This is a genomic window from Parabacteroides sp. KHUB-02 (genome assembly GCF_056640955.1).
Window position 1 is genome coordinate 26,809 of the sequence record NZ_JBWQEV010000002.1, and the last position, 24,577, is coordinate 51,385.

Consider the following 24,577-nt stretch of genomic DNA (forward strand, 5'->3'; position numbering starts at 1 on the left):
TTTTCAAGTATTCAAATAATCCTATTTTTTCAATACCTTTACGATTAGTTGTCTTATATCATATTTGAATTGGTAAATAGAGACAAGAAAATAGGTATTTCTCCACATATCATGTTTTCTATAAGACCAAAAAAAGAATCTTCGTCCAATCTTTTTTTCGCTTGATTTCTCAACGCTATATTGGTTATATGACTCCATTTTTATCTTTTCTAAACAACTCAAGTCTAATTTTTCACCATGATGTACAAATACCTCACTCACCCCTTTATCATCGTCTATCTCCGGTATCACATACTGTACACCCCTAAAATCCCCAATCGTAATATCGCTCCCGCTCTTGAAGCTTTTTGAGGGGCAGGCGTGGCAGCTTGGGCGCAAATATAGATCCGTAAGGAAACCTCGCAGGAAAATATTTTTGTCTAGAGGCTCTGAGAGCAAAAATGAATTTTTTCCAACCGGATACAGAAAGCCCTCGTTATCTTCTCGCATGGTTATGCAAGATTTAGGGCAACGTTGAACACAGGCATTGCATCCACAACACCCATTTTTTTCTTTTATATCAATCATAGATTATAATTTCGAAACAAGCCTTAATAAGGGAGCCTTAAACAAATTCCTCTCAAAAGAATTCATGCCTACATTCCATACGACAAGTAAATAAACGAAAACAAAGACCAAAACACTCATCAGAAAAGAAAGCATAGTGTTTATCTCTACTTGGCGTAATACAAAATACCCAAGAATCCCTACCATTAAAGGAGCCACACTCATCTTACCTATCTCCCTCCAAAAACGGAGAATATCCAGACGAATCACTCTTTTGTAATAGATATTCATCGCTATTACTTGACCCAAAATCAAAGCTAGAGCAGTAGCGATCGCACAGCCTATCCCTCCATACATCTTCGCCAAGGGCACCGAGACAAACAGGCTACTTATGGCTATAATCACATAAAGCACGCATCTGAACCTCATTTGATTCCGAGCCATCAATATCGTTATACCTAAATTCTGGATCAAAGGTATCGTCACCGGTATAAAGAAGAGTAACGCAATCGTATAAGCCTCAATGTATGAATACCCTGCCCACAAATTAATAAACGTCTGACCGAAGAGAATAAAAGAAACAAGGATAAAGGCCATGATCAGATACTGTATCCTCCCTGTCTTAATAAACAAATCCGAAATCTCCCTTTCTGAAACCCCTTGAGCAACCATAAAGGTAACCCTAGGGAGAAACACGGAACTGATAGCGGTGGAAAAAAGGAAAAACATATCCTTCAACTGGATAGCGACCGCATACACCGCCACGGATGCTGTCCCTTGATAAATGCCCAAAATAAATTGACCGCTACTCCAATAAATCCGATCCATGATCGCATTCAAGAATATCCAAAAAGAATAAATCGACACCTCTTTCAAGAATTCCCACTTAAACCTCTTAAAATATAGTTTCACCCGAAGTTTCCGTTTACAGTAAATATAATTAATACTCAAGGTCAACACATTAAATATAGTAGTGACCACCACCAACGCAACTGCCTTATATCCCCAAAGCAAAAGCCAAACCATCACCAATGGATTTAGTAAAGTCCTCGCTATATTAATTAATTTTTGGAACACGAAATTCTCATAAGCAGATATGATAGATCCCCAGATACTCATTGGAAACGTAAACGCTAAGTTGAACGCCATCAGCAGAAGGATAATACGCATCCGACTCACTTCCCCAGTTGTCATATTCGCATCGAAAATAGCATCTACATTCCAAACCATAATCATTGCGACAATAAACGCCATTAAACTTATAACCAAATAAAGAAGGAAAAACATACCGAACATCTCATATTGCTCCTCTTTCTTCCCCTCCGCACGAAACTTGGCCGTATAACGAACAATAGCGTCGCCAAAGCCTAAATTCAAGACGGTTAAATATGCAATAACCGAGGCTGCTAAAGAGTATAATCCATATTCCGACTTACCCAGCATCCGAAGTAAAAATGGAGTATATAGCAGACCTATTAAAGCATTTAATCCTAATAGGACATAAGATAAAAGCGCACCCGCTTTAAGCTGATTTATCGCCATAGAAAGGTTAGTACCCTAGTTCCTATCCCGCAATAAATCTGCAGGACAAAAAATGAGCATCTTAATTTTAAATGAGTTTAAACGTAAAAAAATCTAGCGTACCCCTGTTTTTTCAAGCGGTTACGTAACAAGTAGTATTTAATAAAATACTTTTGATTGAATATTTTGCTTTATGCCACATCTTCCTCCTCAATATACCGAGGCTCATAGTTGCATGGCAGGAAGACTCATCTGCTTTCAAACAAGCCGAACATGAACGCTATGTTTTGGGCGGCGAAGTGGCTACCGGTATGTATGCTATAATGGTGGATTACAGTTCATCGGGAAAGCGCCAAAATATCCTCTCGTATTTTATCCATTTCCCAATACCCCATGGTCTGTATATTATCTAATAGAATATCTTTTTCAAAGTCTATTCCAGAACGGTAGCAAAGGCAGTTACCTATTGATTTTATCAATGTATAGATTGTATGCCCTTTTATATGCAGATATACATTGCTTTCATTTATTCCTAAATGTTGAAAGTATGCCTTGTCCTGCGCATTTACATAAGGGAAATCTGTTTTTATCTTACCAATGCGTCCTTTTCCATTTCCCGCTAATTCACTGCTGTTACATTGTCGGGGAATAGATTCATCAAAACGTCTTAATGGAAAGTCTTTTTTGAACTCACGTTTTCTCATTATACTGATTCAGGCATAGAAATGTTCCATAGATTAAAGAATACCAAACTATCATCCTATAGCGAAGTTATCTTCCACCCCTCGATCGTCCTCTTCTCCGTACTGAAATTAATCCCCACCTTCACCACCGGCAGGCCGCAGAGGGCGAAACGTTCGGGGTAATCCTTCAAATCGATTTGCTCCATGGCAGCTTCGGCGCTTTTGTCTAGTTTCAGCTCGATCACGTAAAGCGTGGAAGGTGTGCGGAGCACCATGTCCACACGGCCATGGGGCGTGCGGACCTCCACATCGACATAATTGCCAATCAGCGTGAAAATGACATAGAGCAATTGCTGGTAATGCCCCTCATAATGCGTGTTATCGCAATAGGGGATCGTGGAGAGATAGGTGCGCATCAAGCGCAACGCACCATCCATGTCACCGTTGTAGATCATCTCCGCCATTTCCGCCACCATCGTATTCAACTCGGCAGGACGTTGCACATAGTTGGGCAACAGGCTGCGCATCAAGCCGATCCGGACCTCTTTATTCGGGATATCAAGCTTATAAAGACCGGAAAACGCCGAGTAGCCCTTGATCGTGATATAACCGCTTTGATAAAGCAATGGCGTGATACTCGTCATCCGTTCCGTAGGAGCGTCAAAATCAGCCGCCACACATTTACGATTACCTATCTCTTGCGGGATTACGTGGTACTTACGCAGCATCTCGACCAAGTAGGTCGGCGTACCGCTACCGAACCAGTAGGAGTCGATCCGGCCATCGGCCAATGCGTTCAACAAACCGAACGGATTGTATATATCGGGCGACGGCCACGTGAAATGATAACCGTCGTAATTCTGTTTCAAGACTTCCAAGGCCTCTTCCGGAGTAACGCCGAGGTTGCCGGCCAAACGGTCGATGCCCTCACCCATCTGTTCTCGCATCTCCTCTTCCGTGATACCGCAGATCGATCCATACTCGGGGAGCATACTGATATTCTTGATATTATTCAGCTCGCTGAAGATACTCAACTGGGAGAATTTCGTGATGCCGGTCAGGAAGACGAAACGCAGGTAGGGGTCGCATGCCTTCAGTGGGCTGTAGAAGTTGCGCATCACGTTGCGCAACACGGGCAGATTCTTCTCCTCATGCACCACATCCAGCAAAGGAGCGTCGTACTCATCGATCAAGACAACCACCTTTTGTCCGGTCTGCTCGAAGGCACGTTTGATAAGGCTCTCCAAGCGGTCGTTCACCATAAGCGCATTCTCATCACGCCCATAAATGGACTCCCACTCTGACAAACGACGCCCCAAATAATGTTCCAAACCCTCCCGATCCAAGTGCTTGCCGAGGCTCATATCGAAATGAAGCACCGGATAACTCTTCCATTCCTTCTCCAACTTCTCGATAGCCAAGCCCTCGAACAGCTCCTTCCGGCCCTCAAAGTAGCTGCGGAGCGTGGAGGTCAGCAAGGACTTACCGAAGCGACGAGGACGGCTCAAGAAGATATAACTCGACGCTCCATGCGTCATACGGTACACCAACTCAGTCTTGTCCACGTACACATAATTACCCTCCCGTAATTTCGAGAATGTCTGGATACCTATCGGATATAATCGTCGTTGCTCCATAGCTATGAAGATTTATGATTTTGAAACACAAATATAACACATTTCCGGCAAACTATCAACCATCAATCACAAATCCCCCTCTCTTTCTCCACCCTCTCCCTCACCTTCTCCGGTAACCGATAGCTCAGTTCCAGTATCCGGCTGCGGGAGTACTGAAGCTTCCTTCGCTCGGCCTCACGTTCCTTCTCCGGGAAATAGAAGGGCACCAAGTGGAGAAAGATGGCGTAGACATGATCCAACGATTCCAGCCGCAGGCTACCATCCGGATGGCTTGGGTTCAACTTCGATAGTGTTTGGCGGCTGATGCCCAAGAACTCGGAAGCGTCTCGCACGGAGGACAGCCCCCAACGATCCAAGATGAGGCATACCTCGAAGGACGCCACACGAATCCAAGGGTTCGGATCCGAGCTTTGTGGTTCGATCATTACGTCTCAAAGGGGGAAATCTCCCCATGGTGAAACGCTAAGACCTTGAAGAAAGATCAAAATAAGTTATAACACTCTTAAATTGGCGCACCCATGAGTGTACCACCCACAAATTCAAAGGCTATATCTTTACCTGCGATCCGAAGCGAAAGCCTTGGATCATCATTGTTTAAACCTTATTAAAAAACAAACACAATGAAAGAATCCATCATGTCTTTTTACAACGCTCCAATTACCAATCAAGTGCCAAACGGAGTGGTCAGTATCGACCAATTGTACACCTACGTCAGCACCAATGAATGGCTACGGGATCGGACGGACCGCACACGTGTCGCACTGGACGACGAGAAACGGTTCAGGCAGTTGAAGCAAAGCCTGCTGCCCTATGTCACGCCCGCCGGGGTATTCTCCTACCGAAAGGAGGACCGGTTGCTTTTTCCCTCGGGTGAACTGGTTATCGATATCGATCATCTCGCCTCGCCCGAGGAGGCTTGTACGTGGCGAGACACACTGTTCGCCGACGAGCGGCTACGCCCCGACCTCGCCTTCATCAGCCCCAGTAACACAGGCGTAAAGCTCTTCGTGCCTTATCGTTTGTCCGTTACCGCCACGATCGAGTGGGCCTTCGACGAGGCACGACGATCGGCTTGGGAATACCTTGAGTGGAGATACGGACTGAAAGCCGATACCTCAAACGCCGACCTGTCAAGGGCTTGTTTCCTTTGTTCGGATTCCTCTGCGAAACTGAGAAAGTGAAACCATTGACTTTTTAGTTGGCAGTTGACAAGTGACAGTTATAGATCGTTCTTCATTAATCATTATTCATTCACCATGAACACCATTCAAGATTTAGAGCGGCTCGTGGCCGCTATCGAGAAACAGGGGGCGAACGTCGCTCCCACCTATCAAGAGTATATGCCGCTGGCCTTCGCTATCGCCAACGATTGCGGCGAGGCGGGACGGTCGTTGTTCCATCGCATCTGCCGTATCTCGGAAAAGTATGTGTCCGACGAGGCGGATAGACTCTTCGAGCACGCCCTCAAAGGGGGCAACGGGCGAAACGGAATCGGGTCTGTCTATCACTGGGCAGAGACCGCCGGCGTGAAACTCGACAAGCAACTGGCCGGTACCGCCCGGAGCTACGCCGGGAAACAGCCCGGAACTTGCGAACTTGCAAACTTGCAGCCCTCTCATCCTCTCACACACACCTGCGCACATGAGGCGTACATTAATATGCCCGTCTTCGGAAACTATGATTGGCCCCCTTTCTTGAACCAGCTCATCGACTGCGGTGACTCCCCGGCGCAACGGGATATCCTGCTGCTAGGTGCCGTCACCGTGCTAGGCGCTACCCTCAACAAGCACTTGCGCATACTCTACGGACGTAAATACCATTATCCCTGCCTGCAAACCTTCATCGTGGCACCTCCCGCCTCGGGAAAAGGGGCGCTCACTTGGGTACGCCACCTAGCCGAACCGATCCATGAGGCAATGATGGAGGAATTCAAATCCCTACGCAAGGAATACCGGCTGGAGAAGGCACGCTGGGGATCCCTTGGCAAGGAACGAGCGAAAACCCCCGAGCCGGAAGAGCCAAAGCCTAAGATGTTCCTGATCGCCGGCGACAACTCTGGAACGGGCGTATTGGAGAACCTCATCGAGGCGGACGGCGTGGGGCTGATCTGCGAGACCGAGGCGGATACCGTCAGCACCGCCATCGGCACGGATTACGGTCATTGGAGCGATACCTTGCGCAAATGTTACGATCATGACCGGCTAGCCTTTAACCGGCGTATGAACCATGAGTATCTGGAATGTATGAAATCTTTTCTCAGTGTCTTGTTAAGCGGGACACCGGCACAGGTGAAACCGCTCATTCCCTCGGCCGAGAACGGATTGTTCTCACGCCAGATGTTTTACTATATGCCCTCCATCACCGAATGGGTAGACCAGTTCGACCTGTCCGATGAGGATTATGATTCCCGGTTCACCGGATGGGGCAAACAGTGGAAGACGTTCATCGAGTGGCTCGGCACTTCCGTGAATCTCATTCAGCTCAAGCTGTCCGAAGAGCAAAAAATCCGTTTCAACGAACGTTTCGCACAACTTTTCGGCCATGCGGGTTTCACGCATGGGGGAGCCATGAGAAGCACCGTGGCACGTATCGCCATCAACATCTGCCGAATCCTAAGCGTGGTGGCCCTGCTACGAGCCACGGAAAAACTCCTCCCGCCACACAAAACAATTTTCAATTCTCAATTCTCCATTTTCAAATGCCCCGGTCTCTCCCCTTCCGATGACATACCGGAAGAGAATGTCCGAGACGGTATCGTACCGAAACTGGACCTGACAGCGACAGAGGCTGATTTCGAGGCCGTGCTCAACCTCACCGAGCCTCTCTACCGGCACGCTTGCCATATCCTGTCTATCCTGCCCGCCACCGACGTGCAACAACGGGAACCTACTCCGCAAGAGGCGCTATTCGATGCCCTCCCTCTCGCCTTCAACCGCCAAGAGGCGCTTCATGAGGCAAAGAGGATCGGCATGGGTACCGATACCCTAGACTCTCACTTACGGCGTATGCTGGAAAAGGGCGTGATCCAAAAGAACGCACGGGGTGAATATATATTCACGGCCAAACAACGCCAGACATCCCAATCCCCTTTATAATGTACATGTATGTGTGTGAGGTATGGAACCGACCGCAAGTTTGCAAGTTTGCAAGTTCGCAAGTTTCATTTTCCCAGATTCATAATCCATAAACAATAAATCATATGTCTTTACCATTAAGAAAGTCCGCGTTGGCGGCATCCTATTTCCCGGAGCTGGCCTCCCATCAAGCCTGCAACCGTCTACGCCGTTGGATCATCCGATGCACGGAGTTGTACGAGAAGCTGCGGGAGACGGGCTACCGCCCCGAACAACGTATATTTACGCCACGACAGGTGGGGTTGATCATCCACTACCTCGGAGAACCGTAAATTAGTTGCCAGTTGACAAGTGACAGTTACGCATAGCGGTGAATTAACTGTCACTTGTCAACTATCAACTAGAACGCCTATCCAAGGCTCCTTACAATGCCCATTCAAAGAGGCTTACGCTGCCTATCCAAAGGGGCTTACGATGGGCAGCGTAGTCCGGCGGCCATTGGCTACCATTATTCATTGTTAATTATTCATTATTCATTCCCTAAGGTATCACCCGGCATCACCGCCCCTTACAGCGGAACCTATCTTTGTAATGTTGATCAACAAACAATTAATTTTCTATTATCAACTTTTAATTTTCAATTACCATGCCACAAGCATTTCAAGCACGAAAGTTTTTTATCCCCAAGACGGATCCCAAGCAGGAGGTGTACAAGCCGGTTCCCTATTATTTCGGTACCCTGTCCACGCAAGACGCGGCCGATCAGATCGCCGAGGAGTCGTCGCTCACGAAGGGTGACGTATTGAACGTGTTGGACCGCTACCAGCGGTATGTCATCAAGAACCTGCAGAAAGGCTACAAGGTGGAGCTGCTGGGATTCGGAACCGTCTATAACCGCTTCGTCACGGAGAAGGGGGTAGCGACCGCCCCCGAGGTCAAGGCTACGCATATACGGACTATCGTACCGGGATTCTCGCCTTCCTATACCATACTGAACGGGGCACGACGGTACTCGCTGCTGGGCGAGAAGACTTCGTTGCTCAAGGTGACGATACTCGGGACGCCGGTGGAGGAAGGGGGCGGTTCCGATTCTGAGTCGCCTGATGAGATCTGATATGTCACTTTTGGCTTGACCCAAAAGTAACCAAAAGGTCAAGGCTGACGCTGACGGGCTACTTCGAGACCTACGCTCGCTGTCGCATCCCAACTCGCTTCGCTCAAACAGGGACGCTCCGGGCGCTCGCTACGGTCTCTTCGCTTGACGCCCGTCCGCTGAGGCCGTCCGAAGGAAAGCGAAGCTTTCCTCTTATATCAGCCGGGATTCCTAATTCAAAATTCATAAATTATTAATCATAAATCAAAAATTTAGCCATCATGATCACACAAACCTATCCTGCTCCGGAAACCTCTAAGAAGAGTGTTTGGAGCGTTATCTTAAAAGTCATCATCGCCGTGGCCACCACCATCGCCGGGGCATTCGGGCTACAAGCCTGCCAGATATTCTAGCTGAAGCAAAGGGGATGTGAGACCTCCCCACAGAGCCGGAAGGCTCTACCTCCGGCCTAAGCGGACGGGCGTTAAGCGGAGAGACCGCAGCGAGCGACAGGAGCGTCCCTGTCTGAGCGAAGCGAGTTGGGATGCGACAGCGAGCGAAGGTCTCGGAGTAGCCCGTCCGGTTAAGCCTTGAACTTTTGGTTACTTTTCTTTCAAGAGAAAAGTGACAACAACAATTAAAGAATTAAATAATGACAAATATGAAACAATACTGCTTTTTCCAGAATTACAGGGAGGTACGACTCCTCGTAATCCACTGCTCCGCCACCCGCTACGACCGGGATTTCCCCGTCGAGGCACTCCGCTCCTCCCACAAGGCACGGGGATTCGCCGATATCGGATATCATTTCTACATCACCCGGGACGGGCAGCTCCACCGCTGCCGACCCGTCAACCAAATCGGGGCCCACGCCGCCGGATGGAACGACAATAGCATCGGGATCTGCTACGAGGGAGGACTCGACGAACAGGGCCGTCCGGCCGATACACGCACCTACGCCCAACGATGTACCTTGATGGATCTGCTACGGCAATTAAGAAGGGACTATCCGGAGGCACGCATCCTAGGGCATTACCAGCTTAGCCCCTATATCCATAAGGCTTGCCCCTGCTTCGACGCAAGGGAGGAGTATACAGAAATCTAATATTCAATGTTACTTGCCAAGAAACTTACAAACAATAAAATACGAGGGCCTCCAATGGAGAATTAAAATAAATCCAAGTGAGAACCGGTACGTACAAGTGTTATGATTTTCAATGAAGTCCCCACGCTATAAGGTACTTCATTTGACCTTTTGTAGATAATCCTCAAAACTATCTCTTACCGAACGCTTCCTCCCTCTCCTTCCGTTCCCGGTTCCGGGAGATAAGCCTGTTGATCGACAGATGAAGAAGAGACCACAGGAAGAGATTCAAGAACAAAAGGTTGGTGACATTCATACACTTGGCCAACAATAAGTTCAATGCGATAAAGAAAACCGATACGCACAGGATCGTCACCATCACCATACGAACCCGCATGCCCGTACGCAACAACTTATGATGGAAATGGTTCTTGTCCGGTAAAAATGGGTTCTTGTGCTCACGAAGACGGTGCAGCACCACACGGATCACGTCCAGCAACGGTACCAACACCGTAGAGAAGGCGATCACCAGATAGGGATTCGAGCGATCCGGGGACGAGCCGTTCGACACGCACAGGTGGATGATCAGGAAACTGATCACGTAGCCCAGTGTCAAGCTACCGGCATCGCCCATGAAGAGCTTATGCCCACGCTTGGCGTTGCCAAAGACGTTGTAACACCAAAAAGGCATCAAGACCCCAAGCGTACAGACCGCCAGCAGGGCGTAAATGTACTGGCCTTGGGTGGAAAAGACCACGCTCAAAACGGACAAAGCGATGCAACAAAGCCCGGAGGCCAAGCCGTCAATGCCGTCGATCAGGTTGATGGCGTTCGTCACGTAGACCACGGCGAAGACCGTGACCGGAACGCCCAGCAACGCCGGGACTGAATAAATCCCGAACAGGCCGCCCAACGAGTCCAGCCAGTTGCCGGACAACACCAACAGAAGAGCCGAAACCACCTGCACGACGAACTTGTAACGGTAACCCACCCCGACCAAGTCGTCGCAGACACCCACCAAGTAAAGCAGCGTCATGCCCACGAACAGGAAAAGATACTCATGGAGCATACCCAGCGAGAGACTCGACACATCCGACGGCCACAGGTAAAGGCGAAAACCCATCACCAAGGCCATCGACATCAGGATGACCGGAAAGAACGACAAACCGCCCAGACGGGGAACAGGGGTCGTATGCACCTTACGGGAGTCCGGGAGATCATACAGGCGTTTCTTGTGGGAGATCACCAAGATCCTGGGGATGATCACCATGCCAAAAAACACGGAGGCCAAGAATCCGGACAGTAATAATAACGGTATTTGCATCGTACTCATACGCTCTTACTTAATAATGGTAATCCCTCCACCTCGCCGGCGTGCCATTCACGGTAGTCCGACAAGGAAAAGCCGGGGACGGCCAATAGCTTGTAATCCGACTCGTCTCTTCTCAAGATATGCTTGCGAGTATATGAACGGAGCGAGCGATCCGTTACGGACACCATCACGATCGGGAACGGGTAGGCGAACAGGCGCAGCGGAGTGGTCTCGCTATCCGGGAACGCACGATGCAGCTGGTAGGCCGAACGCTCGAACGCTACCCAGTAGGGACCCGTGCAATACAGGTGTATTGAGTTTCGGTTCGCACGCTCACGATCCATGATCTCTGTCAAACGCTCACGCAACAGGTTCATCAGCCGGATGCCCGAAGGGACGCCGCATGTCTCTCTCTCTTCTCTCATATCTTTTATTTATCGCCGTTCCCGTGCCCGAACCAACGGTCGTAATCACGTAAACGACGTATCAACACGGACTTGCTCCTCTTGGGCGAGGCCTCCTCCATCCAAGGGTCAACCAACTCGTGCGCCATGCGCTGGTAGAGGCTGCTGTCCGTACAGCCGTACAGCGTGACCAGCAACAAGGCACGGGATTGCCCCGCTTTTATCACGGGGAGCATACTGCGCACCGTGGCATGCAAACGATCGAACTCATCCTCATCGCCCAAAAGTTTATAGGCAGGAAGGAGCAACGAGTAAAGCTTGCAACGGATCACGTCGGTCTCAGCACGGAGAGAGGCGTAGCCACGCAGGACCTCACAGGCCAGACAGGCATCCTCCTCCACTACGCTGCCGGACGAATGGTAACGCCCCAAGGCATCGTGCAAGCCCTCCGACAGACGGTCATTGTCCAAATGGGTATACACGTGCTTGCCCCCCGTGTTCAGCTCGATCAACTCATACTCCCCAGCTCTCACCTCGAACAAGGGAACCCACATGCAATCGAGGATACGCACCATCACGTCCTTATGGCCACCGCCCGGCTGTACCACCACCTCGGCCTCCATGTCGGCAAACGGACCGGAGGTGATACGCACACGGTCGCCTTTCAACAGGTGGCCGCTATCAGGCACGTACACCGGAAGCTCGTTGGAGTAAGACGCCGCGACCCAACGTAAGGTCTCCATCTCACGATCCGAGAGGTAGGGAAAGTAAGACTGTCCACCCGAGGAAACCCGGGGTAGGAAATTGTACAGGGGAAGCGTACGCTTCAGACTAAAGATCTCGTCCTCCGAGGCGTGGATGAACACGTAGTTGTACAGCAGGGGCCGTTTCGTGTTGACCATCTTACCGCCCACCTTCCTCGCCTCGACATACGAGGGGGAGAAATACTCGAACAAGGCCTCCCCACGACGCTCACGGCGGGAAAGCTCAGCGTCCAGCCCCTTCGAGGGGCTGATCCTGTCACGCCCGCCACCGGCGGTAGGGAGCGTGAGCACGTACCAGCGGACGGCCTCCTGGTCACGTCGCTTCAGAACATGCGCCATGAACCTATCCGAGCACTTGCCTGTCAATATATCCATCTCTATGATTATCTTTTCTAGTGGTTATCCCGTGGCCCGAAAACAGACCCCACGGCAATTCAGAGCCCTACCAAGAATCTTTTATATAATCTTGATAAACAGCGTTTTATATTTTCAAATATGGCATTACTGAAAATTACCATCTCTCGAAATCTTAGGCTACTTGGGGAGTAGCGTAAAAAGGTAGGAGAATGGTTATTACCCGGTTGTAGAGACGGAGCGTGCTCCGTCTTCCACCGTCTGGGAGTAATTTTAAATACCATTTTGAAGGGATGAGACGGGGCACGCCCCATCTCTACAGGGATACACACAGATTATGAGACATGGCGGAATGATACCGAAAACAAGGAGTCGTTTCGCCCGCATCACCGTGTCTATACATCTAGGAAAAAATGGAAAAATCAAAGAATAGAGAGGGTCAAACACCAATAATGAACAAACAAGCGGATCTATTCGCTTGTTTTTAGCTATTTTTTATTACATTTGCGCCGTGAAAGAATACGCTACTCCCCAAGTAGTCTATCCCCATTACCCTACTTTCGGTACATGGTTGTACACACTCTCAAAACAAATTTTATTCACCGCAGACATCTTTTCTAATGAGAAGCTTTTCAAATAGATTTGTGTAGTCTTGATCGATTTATGACCCAATAATTCACTGATCATCTCTATTGAGACATCCAGTTCTTTTAATGTTGTGGCAAATGAATGACGAGCTGTGTAAGTAATATTTAGAAATGCAATAAAAAACAGAATGACGAGAATTAAACGTAAAACGTTTATAATTAAGCGTTTTGCAAGAATTGCATAATCGTCTGACCTGCAAAAGAAAACAAAATATTGCAGTGTTTCAGTTACCAGACTGTTAGCCGCCTGTTTCGGAAACAACGGCAGGTAACCAAGTTTTTACCGACAGGAACAAAGCGGATTTGTATTCACTGTTTATCAATGTTTTGCATGCCAAAGGACGCTTTTCAAAGGAGTATTTTTACAACCTAAAAAAGAGCGTATGAAAGTGGAAAAATTCAAGGTGCTGCTCTACCTGAAAAAGAGCGAGCCGGACAAGACCGGCAAGGCCCCGATCATGGGACGGATCACCCTGAACCGCACGATGGCGCAGTTCAGCTGCAAGCTTTCCTGCACTCCCGAGCTATGGAACGCGCGTGAGAGCCGGCTGAACGGCAAAAGCCGGGAAGCGGTGGAGACCAATGAAAAAATAGAGAGGCTGCTGCTTGCCGTACACTCGGCCTTCAATTCCCTCATGGAAAGGAAGAGAGATTTCGATGCCGCTGCCGTAAGGGACCTGTTCCAAGGTAACGCGGGCACGCAGATGACCCTGCTCAAACTTCTCGACCGGCACAATGAGGAGATGAAAGCGCGTGTGGGCGTGGACCGTGCGCCTACCACGCTCTCGACCTACCTCTTCACCTACCGCACGCTCGCCGAATTCATCAAAACGAGGTTCAAGGTCCCGGATCTTGCCTTCGGACAGCTCAACGAGCAGTTCATCCGTGACTACCAGGATTTCATCCTCCTGGAGAAGAAATACGCCGTGGACACGCTGCGCGGCTACCTGGCCATTCTGAAAAAGGTCTGCCGCATCGCCTACAAGGAGGGGCACTCGGAGAAATACCATTTCTGCCACTACAAGCTACCCAAGCAGAAGGAGACCGCCCCACGGGCGCTCAGCCGGGAGAATTTCGAGAAGCTGTGCGACCTGGAGATACCGGAAAAACGCAGGTCACATGTCATCACCCGGGACCTCTTCCTCTTCGCCTGCTACACCGGTACGGCCTATGCCGATGTGGTAAGCATCACCCGGAAGAACCTCTTCACGGACGACGATGGCTGTCTTTGGCTGAAATACCGGCGAAAGAAAACCGACTATCTCGGACGCGTCAAGCTGCTGCCGGAGGCCCTCGCACTGATCGAAAAGTACCGTGACGATACCCGTGCCACCCTCTTCCCGCCGCAGGACTACCACACGCTCAGGGCCAACATGAAATCCCTGCGCCTGATGGCGGGGCTGAGCCAGGACCTTGTCTACCACATGGGAAGGCATTCTTTCGCCTCATTGGTCACGCTCGAGGAGGGAGTGCCGATCGAGACCATCAGCAAAATGCTGGGACATTCCAACATAAAGACCACCCAGATATATGCCCGTGTAACCCCGAAGCGACTGTTCGAGGACATGGACAGATTCGTCGAGGCAACCCGCGATTTGAAACTTATTCTTTAATCCCCAAACAATTATTATCATGCGCAGTACATTCAAGCTTTTATTCTACATCAACCGTAACAAGGTAAAATCGGACGGCACGACCGCCGTCCTCTGCCGGATCAGCATCGACGGAAAGAAATCGGCTGTCACGACAGGCATCTATTGCAAACCCGGAGACTGGGACAGCAAGAAGTGTGAAATCAAAACAGCCAGGGAGAACAACCGCCTTGCCGCCTTCCGCAGCCGGCTGGAAGAGGCGTACGGGAACCTGCTGAGGAACCAGGGAGTGGTCACGGCCGAGCTGCTCAAGACCACCGTATCCGGTACCAATTCCGTGCCGGAATACCTCCTGCAGGCCGGAGAGGTGGAACGCGAACGGCTCAGGGTCCGCTCCAAGAAGATCAATTCCACCTCCACCTACCGCCAGTCGAAGACCACGCAGCTTAACCTCAGGCAGTTCATCGAATCCCGCGGGATGAAGGACATCGCTTTTTCGGACATCACCGAAGAGTTCGCCGAATCGTTCAAGGTCTTCCTCAAGAAAGAGCTGGGACACAGGAACGGACACGTGAACCACTGCCTGTGCTGGCTCAACCGGCTCATCTACATCGCCGTGGACCGGGAAGTATTGCGTGCCAACCCGATAGAGGACGTGGCATACGAGAGGAAAGAAGCACCTAAACTAAGGCATATCAGCCGCAGTGAACTGAAGCGGATGATGGAAACCCCGCTGCCCGACCCGATGATGGAGCTGGCGCGCAGGACGTTCATTTTCTCCTCGCTGACCGGTCTGGCCTACGCGGATACGAGGGCTCTCCATCCCCGTCACATCGGAACGACCTCGGAAGGGAGAAGGTATATCCGCATCCGCCGCGCCAAAACGGACGTGGAGGCGTTCATCCCGCTGCATCCCATAGCCGGACAGATACTGGATCTTTACAACACCACGGATGACGACAGGCCGGTATTCCCGCTGCCGGTCCGCGACGTCCTCTGGTACGAGGTACATGGAATGGGCGTGGCGTTAGGTATGAAAGAGAACCTGTCCTACCACATGGCCCGGCATTCGTTCGGAACCCTGACACTGACCGCGGGTATTCCGATAGAGAGCATCGCCAGGATGATGGGCCATACGAACATCGACAGCACGCAGGTCTACGCCCAGGTCACCGACCGGAAGATATCCTCGGACATGGACCGGCTGATAGAAAGAAGAAAGCCTGCGGCTTCCTTTCCGGCCGCAGGCTAAATAAAAATTGCCGTCGGAATCGTAAATGCAATTCCGGCGGCAATCCTTAAACTTGAATACGATATTATACCAATGCAGGGTGATAATTCTCCTCCAGCAGCCTCTCGATGTCCGATTGCCTGTATAGGATCTTCCCACCGAGCTGGATATAGGGAATCCGTCCTTGATCCCTATAATCCTGCAGGCACCTGCGGCTGATCTTCAACATACCGGAAAACTCCCTGTCGGTCAGGAACCGTTCCCCGTTGAAGGGAGGACGGTTGTCACGGGCAAGACGCTCCATCTTTTTCTCCATGTTGTCCAGCAGGGCAAAGAACCTGCGGACACGTTCGTTCTCCTTGTCGATAATGCCTTCCATCTCTTCCGCTCTTTAAAGGTTTTCGTTCTTCCTTCTTTCTCTCACCTCCTTCTCCTTGCGTCTGATGCCGACGTAGACCATCAACTTCTCCACATCCCCGGGCTTGTAATAGAACTTCCGCTGGAGGCGGGTGAACGCCAGCCGTCCGGTATCGCGGAGGGTTTGCAGGGTACGTGGCGAAATGTCAAGGCGCAGGCAGACATCCTGACCGTCCAGTCACTCTCCGGATTCCTTACAGCGGTTTCTCTCATACAGTCTGTCCACACGTGCGGACAGGTTCTCGGCACGTGCCAGCATCCTCTCAAGGACACCGGCCTCGATGTAGCGTATTTCCATATTCCTAACTCGTTTAAATGTCAGTGCGAATATAAGGGAAGAAACCATGAGAGGCAAGCACGACCAGCACACTGGCAGGAATAGTCATGGATAGTCGGCTATTGTCATGCGAAAGAGGTAAAGAAAAAAAACTCCACCGTACAAAATAAGTATCAAAAAAATGAGTATAAAATCTCTGGAGTGCTCCATATAGGCTAAGAACTTTATCATTGCGATTTCAACAAGTGGTTCCAAACGAGAAATTGCTCCTGAACCTTATTTGTCCTTCGTAGTCTTTTCAATAAAAAGAGACTAGAACATTTAATTATTTGGAATTTAAATCTTATTTTTGTAACTATGATTATAAAATCACTGGTCAATAAACACTTTTTAAGGATATAAACAAACTTCTTGTTGACATTCAGAGAAAATTTGCCGTTTTTCAAAAAGATGTGGAACAGCTGGTTTCCAAAGGCAACAATGTGGCAGGTATGAAAGCACGTAAAGCTACGTTAGAATTAAGGAGTTTGCTTAAGGAATTCCGTAAGATGTCGGTTGAAGTGGCCAAGTGATCTTTTATCGTCAAGTAGAATATATGTTGAGTTTAAAATAGCCTTCAAAAAATTGTAGTATCATCATGGAACAGAAATCAAACGTTCAATACAGGGCAGAGAAAGAATATAAGAATAGCCGTGAAAAATTCTTTCTTTTATTAAGAGAGATAATTTCCAATTCCATACATGCCGTTTTAATTCGGCAAAATAAAGAAACGAATTTTATCCCTCAGCTAGACCTAAATATTACTTTTGATGAAAATCAATGTAAAATCGAATTAAGGGATAATGGTGAAGGCTTTACAGAAAAAAATCGTCTCTATTTTGAAGAACTTGATAAAAAAAACCTGGAAAAGGAGCAGTTTAATTTCCATCCTTTGGGCCAAGGGAGATTGGCTATTGTATACTTTACCGACTCATCTGAATATGAAACGGTGTATAAGGATAAAGATGGTACATATCAAAAGCGAACCATTCCATATCCAAATACATCTGATGGACTTTTTAATTTTGATGAGTTTGTAGAAGAGATGCCAGAAATAAAAGATACCTATACCAAGCTGACAGCATACTTAAACAAACAAAACACATTAGGACGAGCAAAAACTTTTTTTTATAAATACCCAAACTCAAAAGCATTTAAACAATGGTTTATAGAAACTTTTTTTCCATTCATTGTAACCAATGAACAGCTTGTAGTAAATATTATTTTCAATGGAGAGGATGTTACTGTAAAAAAAGGAAATATTGAATCTGAAACAGAAAGAAAACCCTTTGAAATCAATCTCGCAGAGGGTAATAAATCTTTTATGCTATGGTTGATAAAAAAAGGAACACAAATGCATGGAGAGAATCCGGTAACCTGTTTTGCAAGGAACTTGAAAGCGGATTTATCCAATGGGAAATTAAGTTATTCAATTGATAATAATGACGGTTATTTATTGTATTTAACATCGGAATATTTCGATGAATATGTCGACACAAAAGGCGAAAAAATAGAAATCCCAATTGATGATATATTAAAAATAAATAAGAAAATAAGTGAGATCTTGGATATTGAATTTAGCTCTATTATAGAGAACAACCAAAAGGAGACAAAGCGTAATTTAAAGAATTTCAAAAAGAAGTACCCCTCGCTTGAGACATTTATTGAAGATAGTAATATTATCGATGATAAAAAGATAGTAAATGAGAAAGATATTGTACAATCTGCTATTGACGAGAAGAGTAGGATAGAGAAAAAGTTCTGGAATCAAATAGATAGAGAGTTCGAAAATGAAGAAGATAAACTTTTTAGTGATTCTGAAGAATGTTATAAGCTTTTAAACTCAAGTTTGCATATATATGTCAAACATCGAGAAAGTGTATTGAAACGTTTGCATATGTTAATTCAAAAATTTGATGAAGACGGAAATGATAAATCAGAATTAGAAAGCTCTGTACATGAACTCTTTATTAAAAGAGGAACAACTTTAAGTGATTCTTCAAATATCAATCATTTACATAATCTTTGGATTCTGGATGACAAGTTCACAACATTCTCAAACGATTTCAAAGTTAAAAGCACCAAGTCAGGGCAACCTTTGTCAGATGTTTACATTTGGGCTGATGACCCAGAAAAAACAAAACAAATTCTGATCCTTGAGTTAAAATCAACAACAAACGCACATAATGCAGGAAATACCAAAGAAGGAATGATAGCACAGGTTAAAAGATACGCTCACGATTTTTATAAGCATCCACATAAAACATTGAATTGGACTGTGAATACGGAGCAAGTACAATATACAGGTATCATTCTTGCTAGGAAATCCGATATAGACAAGGAGTTGACATCCAATAGTTTTAGTGGCGGATATAAACCTATCCCATTCCTTGCAAATTCATATTACTTTGAGGACAATTTTTCTAAGGATGACAATCCGAGAAATAAAATGGATATTAGGATAGAATTATATTCCTTTGAAGACATTTATGAACTTGCATCAAATAGAAACGATGTATTCTTTAAACTATTAAAGAAAGAATTTGATATTGAATAAGTTAATGAGAAAGAAGAAGGGAATAAAATATTTTTTAGGATAGGAATAAACGGAATTCATCGTTTTGAATCATTCATTACCTACTCAAAAGAAAGCAAAATACGGTGAGATGTTAAGGAGTAGGCAGACATCCTGATCGTCCAGTCATTCTCCGAGTTCATTACAGCGGTTTCCCTCATACAATCTGCCACATGTGCGGACAGGTTCTCGGAGCATGTCCGCATCATCTCAAGGACATCGGCTTCAATGTAGTATATTTCCATGCGCTCAATTTTTAATGTTCATTGGTGCGAATGTAAAGAAAGAAACGATACCTGCCAAACAAAATCAGTCCACTAGCAGGAATAGCCATGGATAGTTAGTTTTTGTCATATGGAAAAGAAAGCCGAAGCAGGGCTGGATTCACTACCCCCTTTGGCGTATGTGAAAGGAACGTTGCTATGAAAGAAAAAATTCCTCTTCACACATGGATGAAGCAACGCTGAGAATTCGACAATAAAAAGATGTGGCTTCTCTGCCCGGGTAAATGCCATGATTACAGAGTTTTTCATGTTTCTATACCATCAGGCCGATTACCTTCAAATTAAAAACTTATCCAACCTGTGGCAGACCCGGATGGGAAAGGCAATGATACCGCTGAATACGCATATAGCCATATGCCTAAATATAGAGATACGACGATAACGATAAGCCCTTCTATCGGAATAAGGATATAGCGGGATACACGGATAACCATATATGATTATCGGAACAGCGATATGGCAGGTTGTGGGTATATGACAGCGTCCATATACCTGATTTCGTTTTTTTTATTATCGGTATTTCAAATGTTCCAAAAAGCTCTTTTACAGATTACCATCCGGGATGATCACCTAAATTCACATGTACCAGACTTTCTATTTTCTTGATTACCAAACAACCAGAATACCAAAAAACAGGATACCCTGAAATCCTTTTTCCCTAATGACAATCGGAGAAAGCTACCATAACAAACATTCTTGTACCTGATGGCATAATATACCTAAACAGCCTTTTGACGGCTGATTGACCAGAACTTCAGATCCGAGCTTGTTTCCCAAAACAGCCGGTTATTTGTCGAAATCTGTCATTCTGTAACCGTCCCTGCCATCCGTTTTTTCTCTGTGGACGTTGTCTTTTTTTCTCGTGGTATTATGGTCATGTTACCGGATGGGAAGAGCCATCTCCATCACAACCATGAATTATAGTGTAGCCATATTTGTATATAGCCGTATGATACGCTATCCGGATAATGCTATTACAGAATTGCAATATAGCTGGATATTAAAATAAGGATAGCCGGAAGCGAAGGGAGCACGCACCTTTCCGGATACAGATATCTTAAAATCTCCATTTACAGAAGTGTATAAATATCAATTCACTAATGGAGAACTATAAAGAAAAACATAAGTCACACATGGCTACCTGTCATTCTCCATTTGCAGATGTGTATAAGTAGCAATCCGTTAATGGAGACGATGAAAAAACAATCAGGCGTATACGGCTACCTGTCATTCTCCATTTGCAGAAGTGTAGAAGTAGTAATTCGTTAATGGAGAATAAGGTATGTAAAGGGCAGATTTTCCGTATATTCGCCTCCTTATCCCCGAATTATGGGCGTAAGTCACATGGTTATGGAGATATATCTATCTTTTAATGGGGAGAACAGCCGGCAAATATCTGATGGAAAAGCCCCACAAAACACAGGAAAATAGCCACACAACAGTCTGATACACAATAATTATTGGATAAACGTGGTCCGCTCCTGCGGACAGCAAGTTGTGTTTTCGTTTAACCGAAAACGAACGGTTTAACGGCGAATACGCCGACAAACCATTTCAGCCTTTGCCTCCGGAGTCGGTATGTTTATAAGTGGAAAGACAACCGCATTAAAAACAGAAGCAATTTACAATATTAAAAAAATCAGAAAACTTTTTATGGAGTATATAATCTATAAAAATATTACATAACCATCAAGTACAAAATCTTATTCAATCAGTGATTGCAAGGATTGTGGAGCTTGATTTTTCCTATAATATTTCATGTCATCTACTGTTATGAATAAATACCATTGTGATAAATCTGGAAGCTGTATCTGGTATGTCAAAGATATTATTTCATAGAGAGGAGATCATAGACTGCAGAAAAGACGCCACCACAAACAAAATTGAAACAGCTTCTCAACTTATTTTATTCTTACCAATCAGGATTTGTTTCAGAAGTGAATTTTTAGACATTTCTACATTGGATATAGGATACAGATACATCTTGTCACTCCATGTAAGCTTGTCAACAAGCTGACAGGTATATTCCTCGCTTTGGCGGAAGTAATATAATAATTGTCTATATTGTAACCTCTGCCGGTCTTTCTTTCTACAGGCATGAATGCCACCACCATGTCCCATGACCTGATAGAGCTTGAGGGAGTTACCTTCTAATATGAGTACTGTAAATTTCATGCTTATATTTCATGATATCTTTATGAAATTCTGCTCTTCTCCTTATTATTAGCATAGACGTAATTCCCCAAGGGCCCTATCTTGAGAAAACCCTTGAGGAATAATTTAAATCAACCAAACAAATCCTTGTGTTTCTACCTTCTATCTCAATTCCTTACTCTTGACAAGAACGCACCCCAAACCCGTACGCCCGATAGCCGCTGCCCAACGCGTTCACGTTCGGCGAGCTGAAGAGCAGGTAGCGACCGTTGTTCTGGTAGCCCGGACCCGCCGACCAACAGTAGCCGTTGCTGCCAACGACGTTCGCCCCGCCATTGGAACGGTTGCGATACCCCGACGCAGGGAAGAAGATGGTTTTACTCTTTGAAGAATCAGTGTAGAAATTCCATCCCTTCAAGGAACTGCTGCTCCACGTTCCGTTGATTTCAGAAGACGTACTTGTACTGCCTCCGGTTGTTGTGAATCCAGTGAAAACATTACCGGGAGGAAGTTTGAAGCCCACAGGAGAGGGATCATAGACCGTTTTTACAACAGGATTGTCATTGGCGGTATAAACGGTGTTATCGACACTCCAAAGATTCGCATAAGCATTATCGCCAGAAGCTTGATACTGCATCACATCGGGTTTGAGAATATAGTTCATAATACAAGTAACGCCGGCAGAGAAGTTCTCTGTTGCAGGATTGCTTTGGGAAGAAGTGCCATTCTTGTCATACCAAGTTTTATTGGTATCGGCCAATCCGTTCGAAGGACGCAACGGATCTTTACGGCCCCACTGATAATAAGGATGATTGCCTCTTATTGTGATTGAAGCCGAGACTTGTCTGATGGTCACTTCCTTGCTTGCGTCTCCAGCAGTGAATCTCACCTTGCAACTACGCTCTGCATAAGTTGTGACATCATCATCACACCAGCCGAGATTGACAGGCATAATATTGTATTTTACGTTTTGGTAATTGGTTACCTCAATTACATTGTCGATGTTCTCATCGGTCACCCAGATATGCCAGGACCAAAGTACGTTGTTACTTGCATCCTTGATTGCGATGACGGCATTGCCTTGTTGGATAGAAAAGCGGTCCACTTTGAAAGAGATATTGCCGCCATTGGACCCGGCGTTGTATTTTATATCCGTAACCAGGTCCATCACATCCTGCCAAACCAGTTCGGCTTTAGCCGGTGTACATCCATTATTATTAGCGATGTATGGATCGGAGATCCCCGCCCCGGTATGATTGATGAAATTACTCAGAATATTGCTTCCGGTATTGCCTGTCTTATAGGCAGACTCGTTGGTTGAACGATTTTTAAGGGCATTCCCATATACCAGAGGGAAAGAGTAGTATCCCGGAGCGCTGACAACGTAGCAGTTGGCGGTATTTTCATCTGTTGGACCGCCATCAGTCTGGTTGGAGAGGTTATAGGGAGTATCTGCAGTCCCTTTGGCTGTCGCATTTTGCAACGCGGTCGTATGGGGGGATGTATCCGTACCGGTCTGTACGCTGACCGTTGCATCGTATGGCTGTGCAGAAGTCCCGCCGGCTCCGGATGCCGTGAAAGCGGTCAGCCACTCCGGTCGGGTGTCTGTCCAAGATACTCCGTTATCTACTGAATATTGTGCGGTCCATGGGGCAGCTTCTTGAACCCCTTTGGTGTTCTCACGGTAGCTGGTGACACTGTATGGCTGTGTACCGCCGGTATAGGTAAAGTCGGCTGGCCCCGAGACGGTAAGCGTGTAGCTCCAGTTGATGGAACTGCTGGAAATTTTATAAGTGACAGTCTTGCCAACAGGCCAGGATGTACCTTTGATGTCAGCGGTCAGCGTGTGGTCGATGCTGGAATTGTCAGTGAATACCACTTCGAGTTGTGCACCATCCGGAAGAGTCTGCGGAACCATCATGAAGGTCTGCGCTTCACTCGTGAGCGCCTCGTCAGGTGTGCCTGTTGTCACTTTATCCAATGTCTGCGAGAAGGTGGCAGGTGTATCCAAATCACTCCAGGTCTGTGTCCCCATATTGTAAGTCCCTTTGGAATAAACGTTTTTCAAACTGACGCTCTTTACGGTACCTACCTGCATGTCATCTCCGCACACGAACCTGATGGCGGTAAGGGCATGATTGAAACTAAGGGCCACGGCAGTGTTGGTGTTGCCGGCCAGTTCATCCGTCTTTGCCACGAGAAGGTCTTTTTGGTCGTTGACATCGCTCGGAATAGTGACGCTGATGGTGGGAGAACCTGCCTGTGTCCTGCCGGAAAGTACGTACTGAGTGTTGGCTGTCGGAGCATAGGCGAAGAACTTCATTTTATATGAAGAACCGGGCCAGTAATGGGTGGAGGAAAGCGTATAGCCGCCGTCGGACTTGCTGGCTGTGGCGTTGTAGAAGTAGTTGGGAGTTTTGTCTTCGCTCCAGGAACCGGTATACGAGTAAGCCGAGACACCGAAACTCTCGTACATGTTGACATCCTTTATGGGAGTGGCACGGGTAAGAACGCCCCTATCAGGCCGGCTGTCCGAAGGAGGGAGGGCGATGCTGTCGGTGTATAAGGTGTGTAGGTAAAGAGAAGTGCGACCGCCTTGTAAAGATGAGACGCTGCCCTGTGGCATGTCTGTTCCTGTCATGGTTCGTGCCGATGGACCCCAGCTGGATTGTATTACAGGGGTAAAAGAGATACTTGTGGAAGTTTTACCGCGTTCCAGATCATCCTCACAGGAGGAAAGACAAAAAATACCGGCGACAAAGACGAAAGGCAGCAGACGCGAAAGGTCTGCTCTGCCAGAAAGAAATATAAATCGTCTCATATGCATATAACATTAAAAAATGTGTATCAATAATATAAACATCGAAAATAATTATCTCGTAAGATATC

General features: G+C 46.9%; 26 protein-coding genes. 11 read left to right on the forward strand and 15 right to left on the reverse strand.

The window, feature by feature from the left end:
• Window positions 1-21 precede the first annotated feature (21 nt).
• The 5 genes from ACYIA1_RS20620 to ACYIA1_RS20640 form a co-directional block, all read right to left on the reverse strand.
• Entirely contained in the window at window positions 22-567 is a 546-nt protein-coding gene (locus ACYIA1_RS20620) for a hypothetical protein (RefSeq protein ID WP_480336339.1), read from the reverse strand.
• A 3-nt stretch (window positions 568-570) separates the two neighbouring features.
• A complete protein-coding gene (locus tag ACYIA1_RS20625; protein WP_480336340.1) occupies window positions 571-2,088 on the reverse strand; it encodes an oligosaccharide flippase family protein in 1,518 nt (505 codons plus the stop codon).
• 317 nt (window positions 2,089-2,405) lie between these two features.
• The gene (locus tag ACYIA1_RS20630; RefSeq protein ID WP_480336341.1) at window positions 2,406-2,771 is read right to left on the reverse strand and encodes a hypothetical protein; all 366 of its coding nucleotides are present in this window, start codon (window positions 2,769-2,771) and stop codon (window positions 2,406-2,408) included.
• Window positions 2,772-2,827: 56 nt separating this feature from the next.
• The gene (locus ACYIA1_RS20635; protein ID WP_480336342.1) at window positions 2,828-4,387 is read right to left on the reverse strand and encodes an ATP-binding protein; all 1,560 of its coding nucleotides are present in this window, start codon (window positions 4,385-4,387) and stop codon (window positions 2,828-2,830) included.
• Window positions 4,388-4,449: 62 nt separating this feature from the next.
• On the reverse strand, window positions 4,450-4,812 hold the full coding sequence (locus tag ACYIA1_RS20640; protein ID WP_121962287.1) for a hypothetical protein: 363 nt from the start codon (window positions 4,810-4,812) through the stop codon (window positions 4,450-4,452).
• Between the two features lie 195 nt (window positions 4,813-5,007).
• On the opposite strand from ACYIA1_RS20640, the gene ACYIA1_RS20645 reads away from it, so the two are divergent.
• The 4 genes from ACYIA1_RS20645 to ACYIA1_RS20660 all read left to right on the forward strand — a co-directional run bounded on the left by ACYIA1_RS20645 (window position 5,008) and on the right by ACYIA1_RS20660 (window position 8,575).
• Window positions 5,008-5,568, forward strand: coding sequence for a BT4734/BF3469 family protein (locus tag ACYIA1_RS20645; protein ID WP_250788472.1), 561 nt, complete (start codon window positions 5,008-5,010; stop codon window positions 5,566-5,568).
• Between the two features lie 75 nt (window positions 5,569-5,643).
• Window positions 5,644-7,482 carry a DUF3987 domain-containing protein gene (locus ACYIA1_RS20650; RefSeq protein ID WP_480336343.1) on the forward strand — a complete coding sequence of 613 codons (1,839 nt, stop codon included), beginning with the start codon at window positions 5,644-5,646 and terminating at the stop codon, window positions 7,480-7,482.
• A gap of 104 nt (window positions 7,483-7,586) precedes the next feature.
• Entirely contained in the window at window positions 7,587-7,793 is a 207-nt protein-coding gene (locus ACYIA1_RS20655) for a DUF4248 domain-containing protein (protein ID WP_195473389.1), read from the forward strand.
• Between the two features lie 314 nt (window positions 7,794-8,107).
• Complete coding sequence (locus tag ACYIA1_RS20660) at window positions 8,108-8,575, forward strand: HU family DNA-binding protein (protein ID WP_005857915.1); 468 nt, start codon at window positions 8,108-8,110, stop codon at window positions 8,573-8,575.
• A 103-nt stretch (window positions 8,576-8,678) separates the two neighbouring features.
• On the opposite strand, the gene ACYIA1_RS20665 is transcribed toward ACYIA1_RS20660, so the two are convergent.
• The gene (locus tag ACYIA1_RS20665) at window positions 8,679-8,801 is read right to left on the reverse strand and encodes a hypothetical protein (RefSeq protein ID WP_480336344.1); all 123 of its coding nucleotides are present in this window, start codon (window positions 8,799-8,801) and stop codon (window positions 8,679-8,681) included.
• Window positions 8,802-8,835: 34 nt separating this feature from the next.
• On the opposite strand from ACYIA1_RS20665, the gene ACYIA1_RS20670 reads away from it, so the two are divergent.
• From ACYIA1_RS20670 to ACYIA1_RS20680, 3 genes are all read left to right on the forward strand, one after another.
• Complete coding sequence (locus tag ACYIA1_RS20670; RefSeq protein WP_196009104.1) at window positions 8,836-8,967, forward strand: smalltalk protein; 132 nt, start codon at window positions 8,836-8,838, stop codon at window positions 8,965-8,967.
• 16 nt (window positions 8,968-8,983) lie between these two features.
• Window positions 8,984-9,148 (forward strand): hypothetical protein, encoded by a 165-nt coding sequence (locus ACYIA1_RS20675; RefSeq protein WP_196009105.1) that lies wholly within the window; start codon window positions 8,984-8,986, stop codon window positions 9,146-9,148.
• Window positions 9,149-9,215: 67 nt separating this feature from the next.
• Window positions 9,216-9,659 carry an N-acetylmuramoyl-L-alanine amidase gene (locus tag ACYIA1_RS20680; protein WP_196009106.1) on the forward strand — a complete coding sequence of 148 codons (444 nt, stop codon included), beginning with the start codon at window positions 9,216-9,218 and terminating at the stop codon, window positions 9,657-9,659.
• Between the two features lie 169 nt (window positions 9,660-9,828).
• Here the strand turns inward: ACYIA1_RS20680 and ACYIA1_RS20685 are convergent, their stop codons facing one another.
• The 4 genes from ACYIA1_RS20685 to ACYIA1_RS20700 form a co-directional block, all read right to left on the reverse strand.
• Entirely contained in the window at window positions 9,829-10,962 is a 1,134-nt protein-coding gene (locus ACYIA1_RS20685; protein ID WP_196009108.1) for an MraY family glycosyltransferase, read from the reverse strand.
• Window positions 10,963-10,967: 5 nt separating this feature from the next.
• Complete coding sequence (locus ACYIA1_RS20690; protein ID WP_480336345.1) at window positions 10,968-11,375, reverse strand: hypothetical protein; 408 nt, start codon at window positions 11,373-11,375, stop codon at window positions 10,968-10,970.
• 5 nt (window positions 11,376-11,380) lie between these two features.
• Window positions 11,381-12,493 carry a transcription termination/antitermination protein NusG gene (nusG, locus tag ACYIA1_RS20695; RefSeq protein ID WP_480336346.1) on the reverse strand — a complete coding sequence of 371 codons (1,113 nt, stop codon included), beginning with the start codon at window positions 12,491-12,493 and terminating at the stop codon, window positions 11,381-11,383.
• A gap of 528 nt (window positions 12,494-13,021) precedes the next feature.
• A complete protein-coding gene (locus ACYIA1_RS20700; protein ID WP_480336450.1) occupies window positions 13,022-13,159 on the reverse strand; it encodes a hypothetical protein in 138 nt (45 codons plus the stop codon).
• A gap of 343 nt (window positions 13,160-13,502) precedes the next feature.
• On the opposite strand from ACYIA1_RS20700, the gene ACYIA1_RS20705 reads away from it, so the two are divergent.
• Window positions 13,503-14,732, forward strand: a complete 1,230-nt coding sequence (locus tag ACYIA1_RS20705; protein ID WP_095231402.1) for a site-specific integrase — start codon at window positions 13,503-13,505, stop codon at window positions 14,730-14,732.
• 19 nt (window positions 14,733-14,751) lie between these two features.
• The gene (locus ACYIA1_RS20710) at window positions 14,752-15,963 is read left to right on the forward strand and encodes a site-specific integrase (protein ID WP_347046679.1); all 1,212 of its coding nucleotides are present in this window, start codon (window positions 14,752-14,754) and stop codon (window positions 15,961-15,963) included.
• A gap of 64 nt (window positions 15,964-16,027) precedes the next feature.
• On the opposite strand, the gene ACYIA1_RS20715 is transcribed toward ACYIA1_RS20710, so the two are convergent.
• Both ACYIA1_RS20715 and ACYIA1_RS20720 read right to left on the reverse strand, forming a co-directional pair.
• A complete protein-coding gene (locus ACYIA1_RS20715; protein ID WP_095231404.1) occupies window positions 16,028-16,321 on the reverse strand; it encodes a helix-turn-helix domain-containing protein in 294 nt (97 codons plus the stop codon).
• A gap of 12 nt (window positions 16,322-16,333) precedes the next feature.
• Window positions 16,334-16,537, reverse strand: coding sequence for a helix-turn-helix domain-containing protein (locus tag ACYIA1_RS20720; protein WP_095231405.1), 204 nt, complete (start codon window positions 16,535-16,537; stop codon window positions 16,334-16,336).
• 518 nt (window positions 16,538-17,055) lie between these two features.
• Between ACYIA1_RS20720 and ACYIA1_RS20725 the strand changes: the two genes are divergently transcribed.
• Both ACYIA1_RS20725 and ACYIA1_RS20730 read left to right on the forward strand, forming a co-directional pair.
• A complete protein-coding gene (locus ACYIA1_RS20725) occupies window positions 17,056-17,208 on the forward strand; it encodes a histone H1 (protein ID WP_309595771.1) in 153 nt (50 codons plus the stop codon).
• Window positions 17,209-17,273: 65 nt separating this feature from the next.
• Window positions 17,274-19,232: an ATP-binding protein gene (locus ACYIA1_RS20730; RefSeq protein WP_095231406.1), complete on the forward strand. Its 1,959-nt coding sequence runs from the start codon at window positions 17,274-17,276 to the stop codon at window positions 19,230-19,232.
• An 80-nt stretch (window positions 19,233-19,312) separates the two neighbouring features.
• Here ACYIA1_RS20730 and ACYIA1_RS20735 read toward each other — a convergent pair whose 3' ends face one another.
• The 3 genes from ACYIA1_RS20735 to ACYIA1_RS20745 form a co-directional block, all read right to left on the reverse strand.
• Window positions 19,313-19,495 (reverse strand): hypothetical protein, encoded by a 183-nt coding sequence (locus ACYIA1_RS20735; protein ID WP_095231407.1) that lies wholly within the window; start codon window positions 19,493-19,495, stop codon window positions 19,313-19,315.
• A 1,935-nt stretch (window positions 19,496-21,430) separates the two neighbouring features.
• Window positions 21,431-21,709: a hypothetical protein gene (locus tag ACYIA1_RS20740; protein ID WP_046452329.1), complete on the reverse strand. Its 279-nt coding sequence runs from the start codon at window positions 21,707-21,709 to the stop codon at window positions 21,431-21,433.
• 154 nt (window positions 21,710-21,863) lie between these two features.
• A complete protein-coding gene (locus tag ACYIA1_RS20745) occupies window positions 21,864-24,515 on the reverse strand; it encodes a fimbrillin family protein (protein ID WP_259011652.1) in 2,652 nt (883 codons plus the stop codon).
• Window positions 24,516-24,577 lie beyond the last annotated feature (62 nt).